The following is an 18300-nucleotide window of genomic DNA, read 5'->3' as shown; positions in this document are numbered from 1 at the left end:
GATCGCCGGTGCGAAGACAACGAGGGGCGCTGCGTAGGGCGGCGCCCCCAGCATCGCCCAGATTTTTTCACTGCCCCCAACCTCGCCCCCATGACTCCGACCCTTCTGATCGCCGACGACGAAGCGCTGCTCGCGCGCGTGCTGGAATCCGAACTGAAGTCGCTGTGGCCCGAGGCCCGTATCGTCTCGGTCGTGCACGACGGCATGGCCGCGCTGGCCGCCGCGCGCGAGCACCAGCCGCGCGTGGTGTTCCTGGACATCCGCATGCCGGGCATGAGCGGCATGGACGTGGCGCGCGAGCTGATCGAGTTTGATATCCCGCCGCTGGTGGTCTTTGTCACCGCCTATGACCAGTTTGCACTGGAGGCCTTCGAGCGCGCCGCGGTCGACTATGTGCTCAAGCCGGTGCAGCGCGAGCGGTTGGAGGCGACCGTGTGCCGCCTCAAGGAACGCCTGCAGGCGATGTCGGACACGGAGGACGACGCAGACGAGGAGACGGATGAGGGCGCCGCCATGCTCGACACCGACCGCCTGGGGCAACTGCTGGCGCGGCTCGAATCCCTGGAGCACGCCACGCCCGGCGGCGCGTCGCAGCGCCAGTACCTGCGCTTTATCAAGGCGCTGGTCGGTCAGGAGGTCCGCATCATCCCGGTCGACGAGGTGATCTACCTGGAGGCAACCGACAAGTACGTCAACGTGGTCTCCAGCGCCGGCGAGGCGCTGATCCGCACCAGCCTGCGCGAACTGACCCAGCAACTGGATCCGGAGCGTTTCTGGCAGGTCCACCGCGGCACGGTGGTCAACATCGACTGCGTGGCCAGCGCGGTCAACCAGTCGCTGGGGCGGCTGTCGCTGCGGCTGCGCGACCGGCCCGAGCTGCTGCCGGTGGCGCGCCAGTACGCGCACCTGTTCAAGCAGATGTAAGGATCGCAGCAAGCGGCGGTACCGCCACCCGGCTGCAGCGTGGCGCGGTTTTCCTCTATGATGCGGGCTTCGGCCCGCATTTTTTGCTGGCTCGCCGCATCTACTCCGCAGCCCGCAACCGCACCTTCCGCCCGCGCCATGTCCACCGCCGCCATCGATCCCGCCCGCAATCCGCTTCGCCATGACGCCCAGGTGATCGGGCTGGTCGGGCTGGCGCATGGGGTCTCGCATTTCTATCATTTGCTGCTGGCGCCGCTGTTCCCGTGGATCAAGGCCGAGTTCGGCCTGAGCTATGCGGAGCTCGGCCTGCTGATGACGGTGTTCTTCGCCGTGTCGGCGGTAGTGCAGACCGCCTCGGGTTTCGTGGTGGACCGCTTCGGCGCGCGTCCGGTGCTGTTTGCCGGGCTGGCCTTCCTGGGCAGTGCGGCGCTGCTGCTATCGGCCAGCAACGGCTATGCCGCGCTGCTGGCCGGCGCGGCGGTGGCGGGGCTGGGCAACGGCGTGTTCCACCCGGCTGATTTCACGCTGCTGAACAAGCACGTATCGCAGCCGCGGCTGGGCCATGCGTTCTCGGCCCACGGCATTTCCGGCAACCTGGGCTGGGCGGCGGCGCCGCTGTTCCTGGTCACCATCGCCAACCTGGCCAGCTGGCGCGTGGCGCTGGCGGCGGCTTCGGTCGTGGCCTTCGCGGTGCTGGCCGTGCTGGTGGTGCTGCGCCATGTGCTGGATCCGCGCGAGGTGCGCGACTCCGTGGGCCGTCCCGCCGCCAGGGCCGCCGGCGGCAGCCTGCTGGGCTTCCTGCGGCTGCCGCAGGTATGGGTGTGCTGGGCGTTCTTTCTGCTGACCACGTTCTCCGCCGCGGGCATCCAGAGCTTTGCGCCGACCGCGCTGACCTACCTGTACGGCATGCCGTTCACGCTGGCCACGGCTTCATACACCATTTACATGCTGTGCAGCGCCGGCGGCATGGTGGTCGGCGGCTTTGCCGCCAGCCGCACCAGCAACCATGACCGGCTCATCGCCCTCAGCTTTACCGTCTCCGGCCTGTTCGCCATCCTGGTCGGGTTGAACCTGTTCCCCGCGCTGCTGGTGCCGGTGCTGATGGGGGTGATCGGGTTTGGCGCCGGCATCGCCGGTCCGTCGCGCGACCTGCTGGTGCGTGCCGCCGCGCCCGCCGGCGCCACCGGCCGTGTCTATGGCGTGGTCTATTCCGGCCTCGACATCGGGCTGGCCTGCGGGCCGCTGTTCTTTGGCGCGCTGATGGATGCGCGGCTGCCGGCCTGGGTGTTCTTCATGATCGGCGGCTTCCAGCTGATCTCGATCTTTACCGCGGTGACGGTGGGCAACGGCAACCGCTCGCGCCGCGGTGCCGCGGCGCCGGCAGCCTGAACCGGGCCGGCGCCGCCGGCCGCCATTGCCTGCCCTCTGCGCGTCTCGCCTTGTTCCAGCCTGCCTCGAGGATGTTTCCATGACTTTCACGCCGGGCCATTCGAACCCTGACACTCCCCATTCGCACGAAGCCGGCGAGGTGCCGATGCTGGGCGGCCATATCCTGGTCGACGCGCTGCTGGCGCATGGCGCCGAGCTGGCCTTCGGCGTGCCGGGTGAAAGCTACCTGGCGGTGCTCGACGGCTTCCATCGCCGCCGCGACCAGCTGCGCTTTATCGTCTGCCGGCAGGAAGGCGGCGCCGCGGTCATGGCCGAGGCCTACGGCAAGCTGACTGGCCGTCCCGGGCTGGCTTTCTGCACGCGCGGTCCTGGCGCCACCAATGCCAGCATCGGCGTGCATACCGCGTTCCAGGATTCGACGCCGATGATCCTGTTCATCGGACAGGTCGGTACCGATTTCATGGATCGCGAAGCCTTCCAGGAAATCGACTACCGCCGCATGTACGGCGAGATGGCCAAGTGGGTGGCGCAGATCGACCGGGTCGAGCGCATCCCCGAATACATCGCGCGCGCCTACCAGACCGCCACCTCGGGCCGGCCCGGCCCGGTGGTGCTGGCGCTGCCGGAGGACATGCTGGCGCAGACGGCCGTGGTGCCGCAGCTACGCGGCTACGAGCGCGTGCTGAGCTGGCCGGGCGATCCCGGGATGGCGCGCCTCCAGCAAATGCTTGAAGCCGCCGAGCGGCCCTTCGTGCTGGCCGGCGGCAGCGGCTGGACGCCGCAGGCCTGCGCCGACCTGCAGGCCTTTGCCGAACGCTTCGCGCTGCCGGTAGGCTGCGCCTTCCGCGGGCAGGACCTGTTCGACAACCGCCATCCCAACTATGCCGGCGATGTCGGCATCGGCATCAACCCGGCGCTGGCCGAGCGCATCCGGCAATCGGACCTGGTGCTGGCCATCGGCCCGCGCCTGGGCGAGATGACCACCGGCGGCTACGCGCTGATCGCCGCGCCGCGGCCCGCGCAAACGCTGGTGCACGTGCACGCCGGTGCCGAGGAACTGGGCAGCGTCTACCAGGCCGACCTGATGATCCACGCCTCGATGCCGGCCATCGCCGCGCGCCTGGCCGCGCTGGAGCCCGCCGCGGCGCCGCGCTGGCAGCCCTGGACCGAAGCGGCCCATGCCGATTACGAGCGCTACCTGCAGCCGCCTGCGTATGCGGGGCAGGGCGTCGACATGGCCGAGGTCATCCGCACGCTCGACCAGATGCTGCCGGACGATGCGGTGGTCACCAACGGAGCCGGCAACTACGCTGGCTGGCTGCACCGCTACTTCCGTTATCGCCCGTTCCGCAACGGCGGCCGCGGCCAGCTGGCGCCGACCAGCGGCGCGATGGGCTATGGCGTGCCCGCCGCGGTCGGCGCCAAGATTGCCTTCCCGCGGCGCACCGTAGTGGCGCTGGCCGGCGACGGCTGCTTCCTGATGAATGGCCAGGAACTTGCTACCGCCATGCAGTACCAGGCGCCGGTGGTGTTTATCGTCGTCAATAACGGCATGTACGGCACCATCCGGATGCACCAGGAACGCGAATACCCGACCCATGTATCGGGCACCGAATTGCACAACCCGGACTTTGCCGCGCTGGCGCGCGCCTATGGTGCGCGCGGCGAGACCGTGACCTCCACCGAGGCCTTCGCCCCGGCGCTGCGCGCCGCGCTGGACGCGCCGGTGTCGACGCTGATCGAGATCCGCGTCGATCCGGACGTGATCACGCCGCGCACCACGCTCAGCGCGATCCGCGCGCAGGCGCTGGCCGGCGGGCAGCACTGAACCCGGCGCGGCCGCAACGGATCCTTACCATCCATCAGGAGACCATTGATGAAGCCTGTCACCACCGACCTGTGTGACGCCCATGAAGACCGCCTCGCGGCCGGCACCCTGCGCGTGATGGCGCCGGTGTTCCGCGCCTGGGGCAAGCAGGGTGCCTTTGCCGGCCCGGCCGCGACGCTGAAGGTGTTCGAAGACAATGCACTCGTGCGCACCGTGCTGGAAGCGCCCGGCCAGGGCCGGGTCCTGGTGGTCGACGGCGGCGGCTCGCTGCGCTGCGCGCTGGTCGGCGGCAATCTCGGCCTGCTGGCCGAGAAGAATGGCTGGGCCGGCATCGTCGTCAATGGCTGCGTGCGCGACAGCGCCGAGCTGGATGTGTGCGACATCGGCATCCGCGCGCTCGCGGCGCATCCGCAGAAGAGCCAGAAGCGCAACGCCGGCGAAAGCGAAGTCACGGTGCAGATGCCCGGTGCGGTCGTGCGTCCGGGCAACTGGATCTATGTCGACGCCGACGGCGTGCTGGTCTCGGACGACAAGCTGGAGGGCTGAGCATGCCGCGCGTCTTCGTCTACGGCACGCTGCGCGCCGGCGAGGTCAACGACCTGAATGCGGCCGCGCGGCGGCACGGCATTGCCGCGCCCACGCTGCTGGGCACGGCGACGGTGTCAGGCCGGCTCTATGACTTCGGCACCTATCCCGGGCTGGTGCTGGATGCGGCGGCCGGGCCGGTTGTCGGGGATATCTACGACATTGCCGATGCACTGCTGCCGGTCCTGGACGAGATCGAAGAGGTGTACCCGGGTCAGGCTACGCTGTTCGTGCGCGAGGAATGCGCGGTGCAGCAGGATGGCAAGCCCGTTGCCTGCCTGCTGTATCCGGTGGCGGAAGCCGCCGTGGCCGCGTTGCCGCATATTGGCAGCGGCGACTGGGTGGCCTACCGCCGCGCGCGCGATCCTGCCAGCCCCTGAAAGCGGTCAGGCAAAGTCATCCGGTCAACGGCGCCCTTGAGGCGCCGTTTCCTTTTGGCTCGCTTGCGACCAATCACGCGCATGCATGCCATTCCTGCGATTTTTCACGATGTGGAAAGCTGTTGCGGTCCGCAAAAATACATGGTTTGCGGAGCACAACTCCATTTCTCATGATGGAAGATTATGTCCCGCATCGTGAAATAAATTTCATAAGCATATGAATTTATTGAAGAAAAAAACTAAGCGGCAACTTCAGTTCAGGGTTGTTGCAACGCGGGAGCATTCCCTACACTCTTATATAAGACACATGACCTGAGACGCAAAAAACGCCCCCACAGGCGGCGCCCCAAGGCAGGTGATCAAGAGATTCTCAGCCATCCAGGCATCTTCAGGAGAGTGACCATGAACCGCCAAGAACAGATCCAGGCACTGCAAAAAGACTGGGATACCAATCCCCGCTGGAAAGGTATCAAGCGCAACTTCACCGCTGAAGACGTTGTGCGCCTGCGTGGTTCGGTCCAGGTCGAGCATACCCTGGCCCGCCGTGGTTCCGAGAAGCTGTGGAACCTGCTGCACACCGAGCCGTTCGTCAACTCGCTGGGCGCGCTGACCGGCAACCAGGCCATGCAGCAAGTGAAGGCCGGCCTGAAGGCCATCTACCTGTCGGGCTGGCAGGTTGCCGGCGACGCCAACCTGGCCGGCGAAATGTACCCCGACCAGTCGCTGTACCCGGCCAACTCGGTGCCGCAGGTGGTCAAGCGCATCAACAACACCTTCCAGCGCGCCGACCAGATCCAGTGGAGCGAAGGCAAGGGCGACACCGACTTCTTCGCCCCGATCGTGGCTGACGCCGAAGCCGGCTTTGGCGGCGTGCTTAACGCGTTCGAACTGATGAAGGCCATGATCGAAGCGGGCGCCGCCGGCGTTCACTTCGAAGACCAGCTGGCTTCGGTCAAGAAGTGCGGCCACATGGGCGGCAAGGTGCTGGTGCCGACCCGCGAAGCCGTCGCCAAGCTGACCGCCGCGCGCCTGGCTGCCGACGTCTCGGGCGTGCCGACCCTGGTGATCGCTCGTACCGACGCAGAAGCCGCCGACCTGCTGACCTCCGACGTCGACGACAACGACAAGCCGTTCTGCACCGGCGAGCGCACCGTGGAAGGCTTCTACCGCGTCCGCAACGGCCTGGAGCAGTCGATCTCGCGCGCGCTGGCGTACGCTGAAGTGGCCGACCTGGTGTGGTGCGAAACCGGCAAGCCGGACCTCGAGTTCGCCAAGAAGTTTGCCGAAGCCGTGCACGCCAGGTTCCCGGGCAAGATGCTGGCGTACAACTGCTCGCCGTCGTTCAACTGGAAGAAGAACCTGGACGACGCCACCATCGCCAAGTTCCAGAAGGAACTGGGTGCGATGGGCTACAAGTTCCAGTTCATCACGCTGGCCGGCTTCCACTCGCTGAACTACTCGATGTTCAACCTGGCCTACGGCTACGCCCGCAACCAGATGAGCGCATTCGTGGAACTGCAGGAAGCCGAGTTCAAGGCGGCCGAGAAGGGCTTCACCGCGGTCAAGCACCAGCGCGAAGTCGGCACCGGCTACTTCGATGCCGTGACCCAGACCATCGAAGGCGGCCAGTCGTCGACTACCGCGCTGAAGGGTTCGACCGAAGACGAGCAGTTCTTCGAAGACAAGAAAGTGGCCTGACTCTCCTGGTCACTCCGCCGGCTAGTGGGTCCGGCGGATCGGGGGGCGTGCCATCATCACGTCCTCCTTTTTAGGCGACGCGCCGTTCTCTCTCAGGGACGGCGCGCTTTTTTTTAACGCCCCATGCGGTGATCGTAGCTGCTAGAAATGCGCGCCATCAGCGCTGGATCGTTTTCGCCCATGCTGTCGAATGTCACCCGCACGTGGCCGTCTGGCAGCTGGTCCACACCCGCCATCACCGTCCGGCTTTCCAGGCTGCCGACCACCACGCCCCTGACCGGATCCGCGAGACTGATCGCCAGCCCCTGGTCATGCATTGCCCCCGCTGCCGCGGTGAAGGTGCGATCGAAGCTGGCCGGCGTCATCACCGTAAAAGAGCCTCTGTCATCGGAGGTCGAGGCACATGCCGAAAGCGCCAGGATGCCGACGCAGGCTATGAGTGAAAGTCGCATGATCACACCTTCCGTCTGCCCCCCGACCGAAAATGTACGCGTTGCGACTTGGTGCGAATTTCCACTCGCTGATCGCCCTCCCACAAGCTTAGGTGACATTGGCGAAGATTCCATCCGAGGTCGGTCGATGCGCCGCGGAGTGCCGGGGCGGCAATCAGTGCCAAATGCAATAAATTGTTATATCTGACGATTTATTGCATTTGGGTGATGCCGTCAGCAAGTGGATGCCATAAAGTGCCCGGGCCTTTGTCGGCACATTCTGAGCCTCCACCAAGAACAACATCATGAAAGCATCATTCTCTCTCGCTACCTGCGCCGTCGCGGCCGCACTGCTGGCCGGCTGTTCCGGCGGCATGCCCACCAACATCGACGGCATGGTGTCCGCCGGCTCCTCGCTGGCCAAGGCCGCGACGCTGAGCGACGCGGACGTCAAGAGCCTGTCCGACCAGGCCTGCGCCGAATCGGACAAGACCAACAGGATCGCCGGCGCCAATACCACCTACGGCAAGCGCCTGGCCAAGATCATGAGCGGCCTGAACGGCAGCAACGTGCCCAACGTCAACGCCAAGGTGTACATGACCAAGGACGTCAACGCCTGGGCCATGGCCAACGGCTGCGTGCGCGTCTACAGCGGCCTGATGGACATGATGACCGACGATGAAGTGCGGGGCGTGCTGGGCCACGAGCTGGGCCATGTCGCGCTGGGCCACACCAAAAAGGCCATGCAGGTCGCCTACACGGCAACCGCCGCGCGTGGCGCGGCCGCGTCGGCCGGCAACGGCGCGGTGGCCGCGCTGTCGTCGTCGCAACTGGGCGAACTGGGCGAGAAGCTGGTCAACGCGCAGTTCTCGCAGTCGCAGGAAAGCGCGGCGGATGACTACTCGCTCGACCTGCTGACCAAAAACAAGGCCAACACGCGCGGACTGGTGACGGCGTTCCAGAAGCTGGCCAGGCTCGATGGCGGCAAGTCGAGCATGTTCTCGTCGCACCCGGGTTCGGATGACCGCGCCAGGCATATGGAGGAGCGGATCCGCAAGGCTTCGTAAGCTACCGGCCGCACCCATGACAACGCCCGCACCGGGGAGCCCGGTGCGGGCGTTGTGCCTTCTGCCGAAGCAGGCCGGGGGTCACCGATACACGATCACCGGGATGTCGGTATGCGTCAGCACCTTCTGCGTTTCGCTGCCGAGCAGCAGGCCGGACAGCCCGCGCCGGCCATGCGACGCCATGAAGATCACGTCGCAGCCATGGCGCTCGGCCGCGTCAATGATGCCGAGGTAGGGCACCGCGAAAGTCGACATGTCGGCGTCGAAGACGACGCCGGCCGCGCTCGCCAGGTTCTCGACTTCCTTCAGGTAGAGCTTGGCCTGGTTCTCGATGCGGTCCTTGAAGGCCTGCGGCGCCTCGACCACGATTTCGCTGAACGGGGTGTAGGGATACTCCTCCAGGCAGACATAGGCCGTGACGCGCGCGCCGATGGCCTTGGCGAGTTCCAGCCCGCCGTTGATGGCTTTCTTGGAGAGTTCCGAGCCGTCGGTGGGTAGCAGGATGTGTTGGAACATGCGGGGCTCCTTTTCTGACTAGGGAATAGGGAAGGGGGCAGGGCGGCCGCCCGGCGCCGGGGGGCGATGCCGGGGCAGTGAAAGCGCCTGTCTGAATCCATTGTAGTCAGGGTGCCGAGTACGGCATTGTGCAAAATCAATTGCAACAAAAGCGCCTCAGCCTGAGCCTTGCGCTGCCGGTCAGCCTGCCAGCGCCGCTGCCGCCGGCATGGATGCCGCCTGCTCCGCCCGTCGCCAGTAAGCCGGGTTGCCGTAGGTGTTCTTCAGGTGATCGATAAACAGCCGCACCCGCAGCGGCAGGTGCTTGCGCTGCGGGAACACCGCATGGATGCCGATCGGCGGCGCCTGGAACTCGTCCAGCACCGTGACCAGCCGGCCGCTGGCGATTTCGTTGCCGACTTCCCACCACGACCGCCACGCCAGGCCGTTGCCCTGCAGGCACCACTCGTGCAGCACCGCGCCGTCGGTGCATTCCATGGTGCCGCCCACCTTGACCGTCACCGAGCGCCCGTCTTCGGTGAAGACCCAGCCGCGCTGCACGTTGGCGCTGGCGCCGAAGGCCAGGCAGTTGTGCCGCTGCAGTTCGTCCGGCGTGCCGGGCCGGCCGGCGCGGGCCAGGTAGTCGGGCGAGGCCACCACCACGCGCCGGGTCTCGGCCAGCCGGATTGAAACGAGGCTGGAGTCGGGCAGGTCGCCCAGCCGGATCGCGCAGTCGAAGCCTTCATTGACCAGGTCGACCACGCGGTCGGACAGGTCCAGCGTGATCGATACGTCAGGGTGCGATTCAATGAACAGCGGCACCAGCGGCGCCACGTGCTTGCGGCCATAGCCGGCCGGCGCTGTCACGCGCAGGTGGCCGCTGGCCTTGACGCCGCCGGCCGAAACGCTGGCCTCGGCGTTGTGCAGGTCGTTCAGGATGCGCTGGCAGTCCTCCAGGAAGGCCGAGCCTTCGAAGGTCAGGCTGATCTTGCGCGTGGTACGTACCAGCAACTTGACGCCCAGCCGCTCTTCCAGCGCATCGATGCGGCGCCCGATGATGGCCGGCGCCACGCCTTCCGCCGCTGCTGCCGCCGACAGGCTGCCGCGCGAGGCGACGGATACAAAAGTCTCCAGCTGTTTGAAATGGTCCACAAATGTTCGCCGAGTAGTGCCCGAGTAATACGCACTCGCGCGCTTTGTGCCGGCCCGGTCACGCCCAATGCGTTGCAGGGTGCTGCCGGCGGCCAATGCGCAAGGATTTAGTGCGGAGTATCGTTTTAGTCAGCCAAGATTAGTGGCCGAAAAGTAAAAGATCAAGTGACCCGGGGCACCTTTGCCGCAGTGCAGCGTCTCCCTACAATGCGATGCATTCATCGGTGTACAGGGCCACGCAGTTGTGGTCCGGCACCGACACACTTTGCAGAGTCAGGTTGCCAGCGCCCACATGAACAAGATCCGCGCAGTCGTCTTCGATGCCTACGGCACGCTGTTCGACGTGTATTCCGTCACCGCGCGCGCGGAACAGCTGTTCCCGGGCCGCGGCGAGGCGCTGGCGCTGCTGTGGCGCGACCGCCAGATCGACTACACCCGCATCCGCACCATGGCCGGGCACGACGGCGCGCACTACAAGCCGTTCTGGGCCATCACCGTGGACGCGCTGCGCTATGCCGCCGAGCGCCTGGGTCTGGCGCTGGATGAAGCGACGGAAGCCCAGCTGCTCAAGGAATACGCCTGCCTGTCGGCCTTCCCGGAAAACCTGGGTGCGCTCAAGCGCCTGCGCAAGGCGGGGCTGCCGCTGGGCATCCTGTCCAACGGCAATGCCGAGATGCTCGACATCTCGGTCAAGAGTGCCGGCATGCATGGCCTGTTCGACCACGTGCTGTCGGTCGATGCGGTGCGCCAGTACAAGACCGCGCCCGCCGCCTATGCACTGGGGCCGCTGGCCTTCGGGCTGGACGCGCAGGAGATGCTGTTCGTCTCGTCCAACGGCTGGGACGCCTGCGGCGCCACCTGGTTTGGCTACACCACCTTCTGGATCAACCGTGCCGGCCACCCGGCGGAGCGGCTCGACGTAGCCCCCTCCGGCACCGGGCACGACATGAACGACCTGCTCGAATTCGTCCGCGCCCATGGCGTGGCGGCATAGCAGGGCGCCCAACAACCAAAGCTATCGCTATCGTTTAACAGGAGAACACTGATGGCTATCACGCTGCCCGCGGGCATGAAGATTACCGGCGAAATCCTGCCGGCCTACGAAGATATCCTCACGCCGGAAGCCCTGGCCCTGGTAGACAAGCTGCACCGCGCCTTCGAGCCGCGCCGTCAGGAACTGCTGGCCGCGCGCGTGGAGCGCGCCAAGCGCCTGGACGCCGGCGAAGTCCCTGATTTCCTGCCGGAAACCAAGAGCATCCGCGAAGGCGACTGGAAGGTTGCGCCGGTGCCCAAGGCGCTGGAATGCCGCCGCGTGGAAATCACCGGCCCGGTCGAAGCCAAGATGGTGATCAACGCCTTCAACTCGGGCGCTGACAGCTACATGACCGACTTCGAGGATTCCAACACCCCCAACTGGCACAACCAGCTGCAGGGCCAGGTCAACCTGAAGGCCGCCGTGCGCCGCACGCTGACCCTGGAATCGAAGGGCAAGCAATACAAGCTGAACGACAAGATCGCCACGCTGCAGGTGCGTCCGCGCGGCTGGCACCTGGACGAAAAGCACGTCACCATCGACGGCAAGCGCGTCTCGGGCGGCATCTTCGACTTCGCGCTGTTCCTGTTCCACAACGCCAAGGAACAGATCGCGCGCGGCGCCGGCCCGTTCTTCTACCTGCCGAAGATGGAAAGCCATCGGGAAGCGCGCCTGTGGAACGACATCTTCGTGATGGCGCAGAACGAAATCGGCCTGCCGCAAGGCACCATCAAGGCCACCGTGCTGATCGAGACCATCCTCGCCGCGTTCGAGATGGAAGAAATCCTGTATGAGCTGCGCGAGCACAGCGCCGGCCTGAACGCCGGCCGCTGGGACTACATCTTCTCGTGCATCAAGAAGTTCAAGAACGACAAGGACTTCTGCCTGGCCGACCGCGCCAAGGTCACCATGACCGCGCCGTTCATGCGTGCCTACGCGCTGCTGCTGCTGAAGACCTGCCACTCGCGCGGCGCCCCCGCCATCGGCGGCATGAGCGCGCTGATCCCGATCAAGAACGATCCGGAGAAGAACGCCATCGCCATGGAAGGCATCATCAGCGACAAGCGCCGCGATGCCACCGACGGCTACGACGGCGGCTGGGTGGCACACCCGGGCCTTGTCGAGCCGGCCATGAAGGAATTCGTGGCAGTGCTGGGCGACAAGCCGAACCAGTTCGAGAAGCAGCGTCCGGACGTGCAGGTGAAGGGCGCCGACCTGCTCGACTTCAAGCCGGAAACGCCGATCACCGAGCACGGCCTGCGCATGAACATCAACGTCGGCATCCACTACCTGGGCGCCTGGCTGGCCGGCAACGGCTGCGTGCCGATCCACAACCTGATGGAAGACGCCGCCACCGCCGAGATCTCGCGCTCGCAGGTGTGGCAGTGGATCCGCTCGCCGAAGGGCAAGCTGGAAGACGGCACCAAGGTCACGGCCGAGCTGGTGCGCAAGCTGATCCCGGAAGAACTGGCCAAGGTGAAGGAACTGGTCGGTGGCGACACCAAGACCTATGACCGCGCTGCCGAGATCTTCGAGCAGATGTCGACATCGGAGGATTTCGCCGAGTTCCTGACGCTGCCGCTGTACGAAGAAGTCTGAGCGGGGCGCACTGCTCCGGCATGACCAGGAACCGCAGCCTGATGGCTGCGGTTTTTTTGTCTTCGTTTTACAGCGGCCCGGGCAGCCTCTTCAGCCCGATCCAGACCACCATGATGACCACATTGACCGGCACGCTGAGCGCGCCCGGCACGTAAAACAGCGCCGACAGCACGGGCGCGCACAGCACGCCTTCCACTACGCTGCCCGCGGCATAGAAGAAGACCCCGCACCACAGCCAGCGCCGCATATACGTCGGCAGCCAGTGCGCACGCGCCTTGTTGAAATGCCAGGCGTGGGCCCGTTCGGCCCGGCTTCCCTGGCTGGCGTCGCGGAACAGCCAGTTGAAGAAAAAGTAGCGGTACAGCAGGGTGCGGAAGGCCAGCTCTTGCATGATCACTCCTTTGGCCGTGCCGGGCAGATAGCGCGCAATGTTCATACCAGCGTGGGCATGCAGGGGCGGCGGCTTACCTAGCAGCGTAGCAAGAAGTCGCCGGGACAGACCAGCCGCCGGCCGCAATCCGGATCCGCGTCATGCTGGAAAACCCCGCATGTCCCGCGCGGCAACACTCTCTAATATGAAGTACCCGCCGCCAGCGCGGACCACAACATCAAAGCGGAGACTTCAGATATGGACCGTCGACAGTTCCTGGGCACCGCCGCCGTTGCCGCAGCCGTTGCCGCAACCGCCGGCGTGGCGCCGTACGCCATGGCGCAGCAGTGGCCCGCGCGGCCTATCCGGCTGGTGGTGGCGTATCCGCCCGGCGGCGGTACGGACGTGGTGGCGCGGCTGTTTGCCGACTATCTTGGCCGCGTGACGGGCCAGTCGGTGGTGGTGGAGAACAAGCCGGGCGGCGCCACCGTTCCCGCCACGCAGGACGTGATCCGCGCCAGGAACGACGGCCAGACACTGCTGGTGACGCTGGGATCGTCCGCCACCTCGGGCGCGCATATCAACCGCGTGCCCTACGATCCGCTGACCGACCTGACTGCGCTGGCCGAACTCGGCCGCGCCCCGGTGCTGCTTGCCGCCAACAAGGACGCCCCGTATTCCACGCTGAAGGAACTGATCGCCTATTCCAAGGCCAACCAGGGCAAGCCGATCCATTCCGCCTCTTATGGCCCGGGCACGTCGTCGCACTTTGGCCCGCTGCTGTTCAACCGGCTGGCAGGCACCAACCTGGAGCCGGTGCTGTACAAGGGCTCGGCGCCCGCCACGCAGGACCTGGTGGGCGGCGTGGTGCCGCTGATGATCGACGGCCTGACCACCGGCGTGCCGCTGTACCAGGCCGGCAAGACCAAGGTGCTGGCGACCACCATGCCGGAGCGGTCGGACATGGCGCCCGGCGCTCCAACCTTCCGTGAGCTCGGTTTCCAGGAAATGGAGCAACTTAGCGGATATTTTGCGCTGTTCGGGCCCAAGGCCATGCCCAAGGCAACGGTCGATGCCGTCTCGGAGGCCGTGCGCAAGGTGCTGGCCGATCCCGCGTACCAGAAGCGGCTGGCCGGCGTTGGCGTGCTGCCGGCGCAGGCGGTCACGCCGGAAGCATTTGCCGCGCAGATCCGGACCGATCATGCGCGCTGGGGCCAATTTATCAAGGACATCGGCTTCAAGATCGAGAATTGAGCCTGCCAGGCCGGTCCCGGAGACGGTCAACGCTGCCGGAGCTGAACGCCGGGATCTGCCGCCAGGCGATTTCTTGTCCATACTGGACTTGTTGCGGCGCCATGCCGCGGCAATCAAGAATCAGCAGCCTATGGAGGGAATCGTGTTCAAGCACATCTTGCTGGCCACCGATGGCTCGGAGCTTTCCAAGGTCGCCATGGCGGCCGCGATCAATTTCGTCAAGGCGGGCGGCGCGAAGCTGACGGCGTATACGTGCATGGAGGAATATCCCTACCTGTCCTCGGGGGATGCCGGCCATCCGCGGCGAAAGGCGTATGAGGAACATGAGGCCGAGCGGGCCAGCGCGGTGCTGGCCGAGGTTGTCGCGGCGGCCACCGAGGCGGGCGTGACCTGCCAGACCGACATGAGCACGTCGGTGCCGTACAAGGGCATCATCGATGCCGCCGCCAAGCACGGCTGCGACGTGATCTTCATGGCGTCGCACGGACGGCGCGGGCTGGAGGGGCTGCTGGTCGGGAGCGAAACGCAGAAGGTGCTGACCCACTGCAGGATCCCCGTGCTGGTCTATCGCTGAGCTTGCGCAATCCGCCAGCGGATCAGAAGCGGTAGCCCCGGCTTGGATTCACTTTCCAGCCGCCGGCGCCATCGAGTTCCAGCACCTGGTGGTGGTACTTGAGCAGCGAGGGGCGGTGGCTGACGCTGACCAGCGTCGCGTCCATGCCGGCCAGCAACCGGTACATGCCTTCCTCGTTGGCGATATCGAGCGCGCTGGTGGCCTCGTCAAGCATCACATAGCGGGGCCGCGACAGCAGCACGCGCCCGATCGTCAGCCGCTGCTGCTCGCCCAGCGACAGCACCTTGCCCCAGTCCACTTCGGTATCGAGGCCGCCGAAGCGGTCGACAATGCCGCCAAGATTCACCAGCTCGAGCAGCCGGATCAGCTCGTCGTCGGCGATGTGCTGCCCGATGTGGTTGGGGTAGAGCAGCTGGCCGCGCAGGCTGCCGACCACCATGTACGGGTGCTGTGGCAGGAACAGCATGTCCTGCGGCCTGGGGCGCATGATGCAGCCGGTGCCGCTGGTCCACAAACCGGCGATGGCGCGCATCAGCGAGCTCTTGCCGCCGCCGCTGGCGCCGACGATCAGCAGCCCTTCGCCGGGATCGGCCGACACCGTCAGGTCGCGCACCAGCGTGCGTTCCAGGTTCGGCGTGTGCAGCGTCACATGCAGCAGCGACAGGCGCGAGTCCTGCACGGACTCGATCTTGTGCGCCGGCTCGGCGAGTTTGTCCGGTTTGGCCGGCGTGTCGGCCAGCGTGCTGGCGAAGGTATCCAGCCGGTCCAGCCCGGCGACAAAGCGGGCCAGCTCTTCGAAGTTGTCGACAATCACCGTCAGCGCATTCAACACTGCGGCGAACGCCCCCGCAGCCTGGATCGCGCGCCCGACCTCCATTTCACCGGACAGCACATGCGAGGCGACGATGGCGCTGGGCAGCAGGATGGTCAGGAAGCCGTAGCCGTACTGGAACGTGTTCAGGCTGAGCTGCCACTTGATGAGCTTGTCGAAGTTGCGGAAGGCCTGCTCGAAGCGGCCGCTGACATGCGACGATTCCAGCGCCTCGCCGCGGTAGAAGGCGATCGATTCGGCGTTCTCGCGCACACGGATCAGGCTGAAGCGGAAATCCGCCTCGCGCTTGAGCTGGAAGAAATTCAACCCGATCAGCACGCGCCCGAAGAAGTACATCGAGACGAAACTCCCGGCGATGGCGTAGACCACCAGGAAGTAGACCAGCATCTGGGAAATCGACCACAGCACGGCGCTGAAGGCGATCAGCTGCAGCAGCGCGCCGATGCCGATCGACAGGAAATACAGCGATTGCTTGGTAAAGGTGTTGATGTCTTCGGTGATGCGCTGGTCCGGATTGTCGATCGCCGCGTTGGCGTTGAGCTTGTAATAGGTCCGGTCCCTGAAGTACCCGTCGAGGTAGTGACGGGTGAGCCATCGTCGCCACAGCAGGCCCAGCTTGTTGCGCAGGAAGTAGTAGGAGGAATAGATGGGAACGGCGCCGAGCAGGATGTAGAGGCACTTCTGGATCGAGCCCCAGAAGCGGTCGGCATCTTGCGCCGCCAGGGCCGAAGTGAATTCGCCGGTCTGTTCGTTGATCCAGACTTCGGCCTGCGTCTGGCCGAGCAGCAGCAGGATCAGCAGGAGCAGCAGGCCGGACGCCTTCCATCGCTCACGCGAAAACCAGTAGGGGCGGGCAATGGCCCAGTAACGGGTCCACACGTGGCGCGTGGGGACGCCCGGACGTTTCTTGCGGGCCGAAGTGGTGCCGGCAATCCTTGGCTCGGGCACGACGCTCATCTGACTCTCCAGCGCAGACGGATTCCCCGCCGCCACGCACATTCGTCGTGCTGCAACGAAGCGGACCAGCAGGAGAATCTCTGGATGAAATATAGGCCAGCAATATCCACGCCTGACCAGAAATCATCCGCCCGGCCCTCGTTTTTTTCGTGCCCGCGCGCGGTGTGCGGTGTTGGCGGCAACGTCGAACCAGGTTGCGGCTGGAGGGTGACCGAGCCGCTACAGGCGAACCCTGCAAGCTTTTTCAAAGGTACCTGCAGTTTCAGGCGCGGCTGCGGCGGCGGGGCGTGCCCGCCGGTCGCGGCCGCAGCGCCGGCCTCAGTCGAGGGTAATCTTTCCCGCCTTGACGATCTGGCCATAGCGAGCGATGTCGCGCTCGATCACCTTGCGGAATTCCTCGGAGGAACCGCCTACCGGCACGAAGCCCAGGTCGGTCAGCCTCTTGGCCACTTCGGGGCTGCGCGTTGCCGCGGCGATTTCCTTTGCCATGCGGTCAACCACAGGCGCGGGCGTGCCGGCAGGCGCCAGCAGGCCGGTCCAGGAACTCATCACGAAGCCCGGGAAGCCCGACTCTTCCATGGTCGGGATATTCGGCTCGCCCGGCCAGCGCTTGGCCGAGGCGACGGCCAGCACATTGATCTTGCCCGACTTCACGTGCGGCATCGGCACCAGCAGCGGATCGAATGCGACCGACACCTCGCCGGAAACGAGCGCCGGCAGGATCGGTGCGCTGCCGTTGTACGGCACGTGGGTCATCTTGACCTTGGACTCCATCGCCAGCCGCTCGCCCGTCAGGTGCGCCGAGCTACCCACGCCGCTCGAGCCGAATGTCAGCGTGTTGGGATGCTTCTTGCCATAGTCGATCAGTTCGGCAACAGTCTTCGCGGGCACCTTCTTGCTCGCGAACAGGAACAGCGGCAGCTCCGCCATCTCCGCCACCGGCACGAGGTCCGAAGGCTTGTAGCTCAGCTTGGAATACAGCGACATGTTGGCGCTGTAGGCCGCGAGAACCGAGACAAAGGTATAGCCGTCCGCCGCCGAGCGCGCGGCCACGCCAACGCCAAGCGTGCTGTTCGCGCCCGGCTTGTTCTCGATGATGATGGGCTGCCCGAGGCTTTGCGAGACCTTTTCGAACACGACCCGGGATACCGTGTCGGTGGACCCGCCGGGGGTATAGGGAACGATGACCTTGATCGGCCTGGTCGGCCAGGCATCGGCCGCCAATGCTGCATGGCCGAAAACGACACTCGTGATGGCGAGCGTCACCAGTCGTGCGCTGCGCGCCGCGCGATTCGAAATGCTCAACTACGTCTCCTGCTTTGGCAAATTTTCCTCCCGCCTGTGCGGCGGGTTCCAGCGGCTATTCCGCCGGGTGATTATGCCGGAGCGGTCGAAGCGGGTACGTGCCAAGAGGCTGCGGTAGGGCGCTTTCCGTGAAGTCAGTGTGCGATAAGCGGTCGGGCACTGAGTGGCGCGCGGTCTTCTTTCAGGCCCGGTATTTCTCCCACAGTTCGCGCAGAACCGATTCCGGCGGCGGCGCCGGTGCGAAGCCCGCGACATTGCCGAACATGCCAAGAATGCGGCGCCTGAAGGCATTGAGGTCCATCGTCGGTTCAGGCGATGCACTGGCGGTATCGATGATCGTATGCAGCTGCTCGGCGGAGAGGCCGGCGATGGCAGACCACAGGTCGTCGGGGCTGGCGCAGGTGCACGGCAAAGATCGGGCAAACAT

Annotated in this window: 18 protein-coding genes; 11 read left to right on the top strand and 7 right to left on the bottom strand. The window is 65.7% G+C overall.

Annotation, left to right across the window (positions count from 1 at the left end):
- Positions 1-90 precede the first annotated feature (90 nt).
- The 6 genes from AC5WJ1_RS09735 to aceA all read left to right on the top strand — a co-directional run bounded on the left by AC5WJ1_RS09735 (position 91) and on the right by aceA (position 6804).
- On the top strand, positions 91-924 hold the full coding sequence (locus AC5WJ1_RS09735) for a LytR/AlgR family response regulator transcription factor (protein WP_135705450.1): 834 nt from the start codon (positions 91-93) through the stop codon (positions 922-924).
- Positions 925-1062: 138 nt separating this feature from the next.
- Positions 1063-2313: an MFS transporter gene (locus AC5WJ1_RS09730; protein ID WP_195427588.1), complete on the top strand. Its 1251-nt coding sequence runs from the start codon at positions 1063-1065 to the stop codon at positions 2311-2313.
- Positions 2314-2392: 79 nt separating this feature from the next.
- The gene (locus AC5WJ1_RS09725; RefSeq protein ID WP_431189881.1) at positions 2393-4141 is read left to right on the top strand and encodes a thiamine pyrophosphate-binding protein; all 1749 of its coding nucleotides are present in this window, start codon (positions 2393-2395) and stop codon (positions 4139-4141) included.
- A gap of 48 nt (positions 4142-4189) precedes the next feature.
- Positions 4190-4687: a ribonuclease E activity regulator RraA gene (gene rraA / locus AC5WJ1_RS09720; RefSeq protein WP_135705448.1), complete on the top strand. Its 498-nt coding sequence runs from the start codon at positions 4190-4192 to the stop codon at positions 4685-4687.
- 2 nt (positions 4688-4689) lie between these two features.
- The gene (locus tag AC5WJ1_RS09715) at positions 4690-5106 is read left to right on the top strand and encodes a gamma-glutamylcyclotransferase family protein (RefSeq protein WP_133096424.1); all 417 of its coding nucleotides are present in this window, start codon (positions 4690-4692) and stop codon (positions 5104-5106) included.
- Between the two features lie 402 nt (positions 5107-5508).
- Positions 5509-6804 (top strand): isocitrate lyase, encoded by a 1296-nt coding sequence (gene aceA, locus AC5WJ1_RS09710; protein ID WP_135705447.1) that lies wholly within the window; start codon positions 5509-5511, stop codon positions 6802-6804.
- Between the two features lie 113 nt (positions 6805-6917).
- Here the strand turns inward: aceA and AC5WJ1_RS09705 are convergent, their stop codons facing one another.
- Positions 6918-7256, bottom strand: coding sequence for a penicillin-binding protein (locus AC5WJ1_RS09705; RefSeq protein WP_133096422.1), 339 nt, complete (start codon positions 7254-7256; stop codon positions 6918-6920).
- A 284-nt stretch (positions 7257-7540) separates the two neighbouring features.
- Here AC5WJ1_RS09705 and loiP point away from each other — a divergent pair, with 284 nt between their 5' ends.
- The gene (gene loiP / locus AC5WJ1_RS09700) at positions 7541-8302 is read left to right on the top strand and encodes a metalloprotease LoiP (RefSeq protein ID WP_135705446.1); all 762 of its coding nucleotides are present in this window, start codon (positions 7541-7543) and stop codon (positions 8300-8302) included.
- An 81-nt stretch (positions 8303-8383) separates the two neighbouring features.
- On the opposite strand, the gene AC5WJ1_RS09695 is transcribed toward loiP, so the two are convergent.
- Both AC5WJ1_RS09695 and AC5WJ1_RS09690 read right to left on the bottom strand, forming a co-directional pair.
- Positions 8384-8818 carry a universal stress protein gene (locus AC5WJ1_RS09695; RefSeq protein ID WP_133096420.1) on the bottom strand — a complete coding sequence of 145 codons (435 nt, stop codon included), beginning with the start codon at positions 8816-8818 and terminating at the stop codon, positions 8384-8386.
- Positions 8819-8998: 180 nt separating this feature from the next.
- Positions 8999-9949: a LysR family transcriptional regulator gene (locus AC5WJ1_RS09690; RefSeq protein ID WP_133096419.1), complete on the bottom strand. Its 951-nt coding sequence runs from the start codon at positions 9947-9949 to the stop codon at positions 8999-9001.
- 292 nt (positions 9950-10241) lie between these two features.
- Between AC5WJ1_RS09690 and AC5WJ1_RS09685 the strand changes: the two genes are divergently transcribed.
- Together AC5WJ1_RS09685 and aceB are read left to right on the top strand one after the other, a co-directional pair.
- Positions 10242-10943: a haloacid dehalogenase type II gene (locus AC5WJ1_RS09685; protein WP_133096418.1), complete on the top strand. Its 702-nt coding sequence runs from the start codon at positions 10242-10244 to the stop codon at positions 10941-10943.
- A 51-nt stretch (positions 10944-10994) separates the two neighbouring features.
- Positions 10995-12581: a malate synthase A gene (gene aceB / locus AC5WJ1_RS09680; protein WP_135705445.1), complete on the top strand. Its 1587-nt coding sequence runs from the start codon at positions 10995-10997 to the stop codon at positions 12579-12581.
- A 67-nt stretch (positions 12582-12648) separates the two neighbouring features.
- On the opposite strand, the gene AC5WJ1_RS09675 is transcribed toward aceB, so the two are convergent.
- The gene (locus tag AC5WJ1_RS09675) at positions 12649-12972 is read right to left on the bottom strand and encodes a hypothetical protein (RefSeq protein ID WP_133096417.1); all 324 of its coding nucleotides are present in this window, start codon (positions 12970-12972) and stop codon (positions 12649-12651) included.
- Between the two features lie 237 nt (positions 12973-13209).
- Between AC5WJ1_RS09675 and AC5WJ1_RS09670 the strand changes: the two genes are divergently transcribed.
- Together AC5WJ1_RS09670 and AC5WJ1_RS09665 are read left to right on the top strand one after the other, a co-directional pair.
- A complete protein-coding gene (locus tag AC5WJ1_RS09670) occupies positions 13210-14205 on the top strand; it encodes a Bug family tripartite tricarboxylate transporter substrate binding protein (protein WP_133096416.1) in 996 nt (331 codons plus the stop codon).
- 142 nt (positions 14206-14347) lie between these two features.
- Positions 14348-14779, top strand: a complete 432-nt coding sequence (locus tag AC5WJ1_RS09665) for a universal stress protein (protein WP_133096415.1) — start codon at positions 14348-14350, stop codon at positions 14777-14779.
- Between the two features lie 22 nt (positions 14780-14801).
- Here the strand turns inward: AC5WJ1_RS09665 and AC5WJ1_RS09660 are convergent, their stop codons facing one another.
- From AC5WJ1_RS09660 to AC5WJ1_RS09650, 3 genes are all read right to left on the bottom strand, one after another.
- Positions 14802-16568 (bottom strand): ABC transporter ATP-binding protein/permease, encoded by a 1767-nt coding sequence (locus AC5WJ1_RS09660; protein ID WP_133096414.1) that lies wholly within the window; start codon positions 16566-16568, stop codon positions 14802-14804.
- Positions 16569-16886: 318 nt separating this feature from the next.
- On the bottom strand, positions 16887-17873 hold the full coding sequence (locus tag AC5WJ1_RS09655) for a Bug family tripartite tricarboxylate transporter substrate binding protein (protein WP_135705443.1): 987 nt from the start codon (positions 17871-17873) through the stop codon (positions 16887-16889).
- Positions 17874-18054: 181 nt separating this feature from the next.
- Positions 18055-18300 (bottom strand): hypothetical protein, encoded by a 246-nt coding sequence (locus AC5WJ1_RS09650; protein ID WP_135705442.1) that lies wholly within the window; start codon positions 18298-18300, stop codon positions 18055-18057.

This window comes from Cupriavidus sp. MEYA8, from assembly GCF_059278825.1.
This window is presented reverse-complemented; position numbering and strand designations above follow the sequence as displayed.

Bases quoted from the DNA above. Each gene is read 5' to 3' on its own strand.
- AC5WJ1_RS09660 (WP_133096414.1), bottom strand. From the start codon at position 16,568: ATGAGCGTCGTGCCCGAGCCAAGGATTGCCGGCACCACTTCGGCCCGC.
- AC5WJ1_RS09695 (WP_133096420.1), bottom strand. From the start codon at position 8,818: ATGTTCCAACACATCCTGCTACCCACCGACGGCTCGGAACTCTCCAAG.
- AC5WJ1_RS09650 (WP_135705442.1), bottom strand. From the start codon at position 18,300: ATGTTTGCCCGATCTTTGCCGTGCACCTGCGCCAGCCCCGACGACCTG.
- AC5WJ1_RS09735 (WP_135705450.1), top strand. From the start codon at position 91: ATGACTCCGACCCTTCTGATCGCCGACGACGAAGCGCTGCTCGCGCGC.
- rraA (WP_135705448.1), top strand. From the start codon at position 4,190: ATGAAGCCTGTCACCACCGACCTGTGTGACGCCCATGAAGACCGCCTC.
- AC5WJ1_RS09715 (WP_133096424.1), top strand. From the start codon at position 4,690: ATGCCGCGCGTCTTCGTCTACGGCACGCTGCGCGCCGGCGAGGTCAAC.
- AC5WJ1_RS09670 (WP_133096416.1), top strand. From the start codon at position 13,210: ATGGACCGTCGACAGTTCCTGGGCACCGCCGCCGTTGCCGCAGCCGTT.
- AC5WJ1_RS09705 (WP_133096422.1), bottom strand. From the start codon at position 7,256: ATGCGACTTTCACTCATAGCCTGCGTCGGCATCCTGGCGCTTTCGGCA.
- loiP (WP_135705446.1), top strand. From the start codon at position 7,541: ATGAAAGCATCATTCTCTCTCGCTACCTGCGCCGTCGCGGCCGCACTG.
- AC5WJ1_RS09675 (WP_133096417.1), bottom strand. From the start codon at position 12,972: ATGCAAGAGCTGGCCTTCCGCACCCTGCTGTACCGCTACTTTTTCTTC.
- aceB (WP_135705445.1), top strand. From the start codon at position 10,995: ATGGCTATCACGCTGCCCGCGGGCATGAAGATTACCGGCGAAATCCTG.
- AC5WJ1_RS09725 (WP_431189881.1), top strand. From the start codon at position 2,393: ATGACTTTCACGCCGGGCCATTCGAACCCTGACACTCCCCATTCGCAC.
- AC5WJ1_RS09685 (WP_133096418.1), top strand. From the start codon at position 10,242: ATGAACAAGATCCGCGCAGTCGTCTTCGATGCCTACGGCACGCTGTTC.
- AC5WJ1_RS09730 (WP_195427588.1), top strand. From the start codon at position 1,063: ATGTCCACCGCCGCCATCGATCCCGCCCGCAATCCGCTTCGCCATGAC.
- aceA (WP_135705447.1), top strand. From the start codon at position 5,509: ATGAACCGCCAAGAACAGATCCAGGCACTGCAAAAAGACTGGGATACC.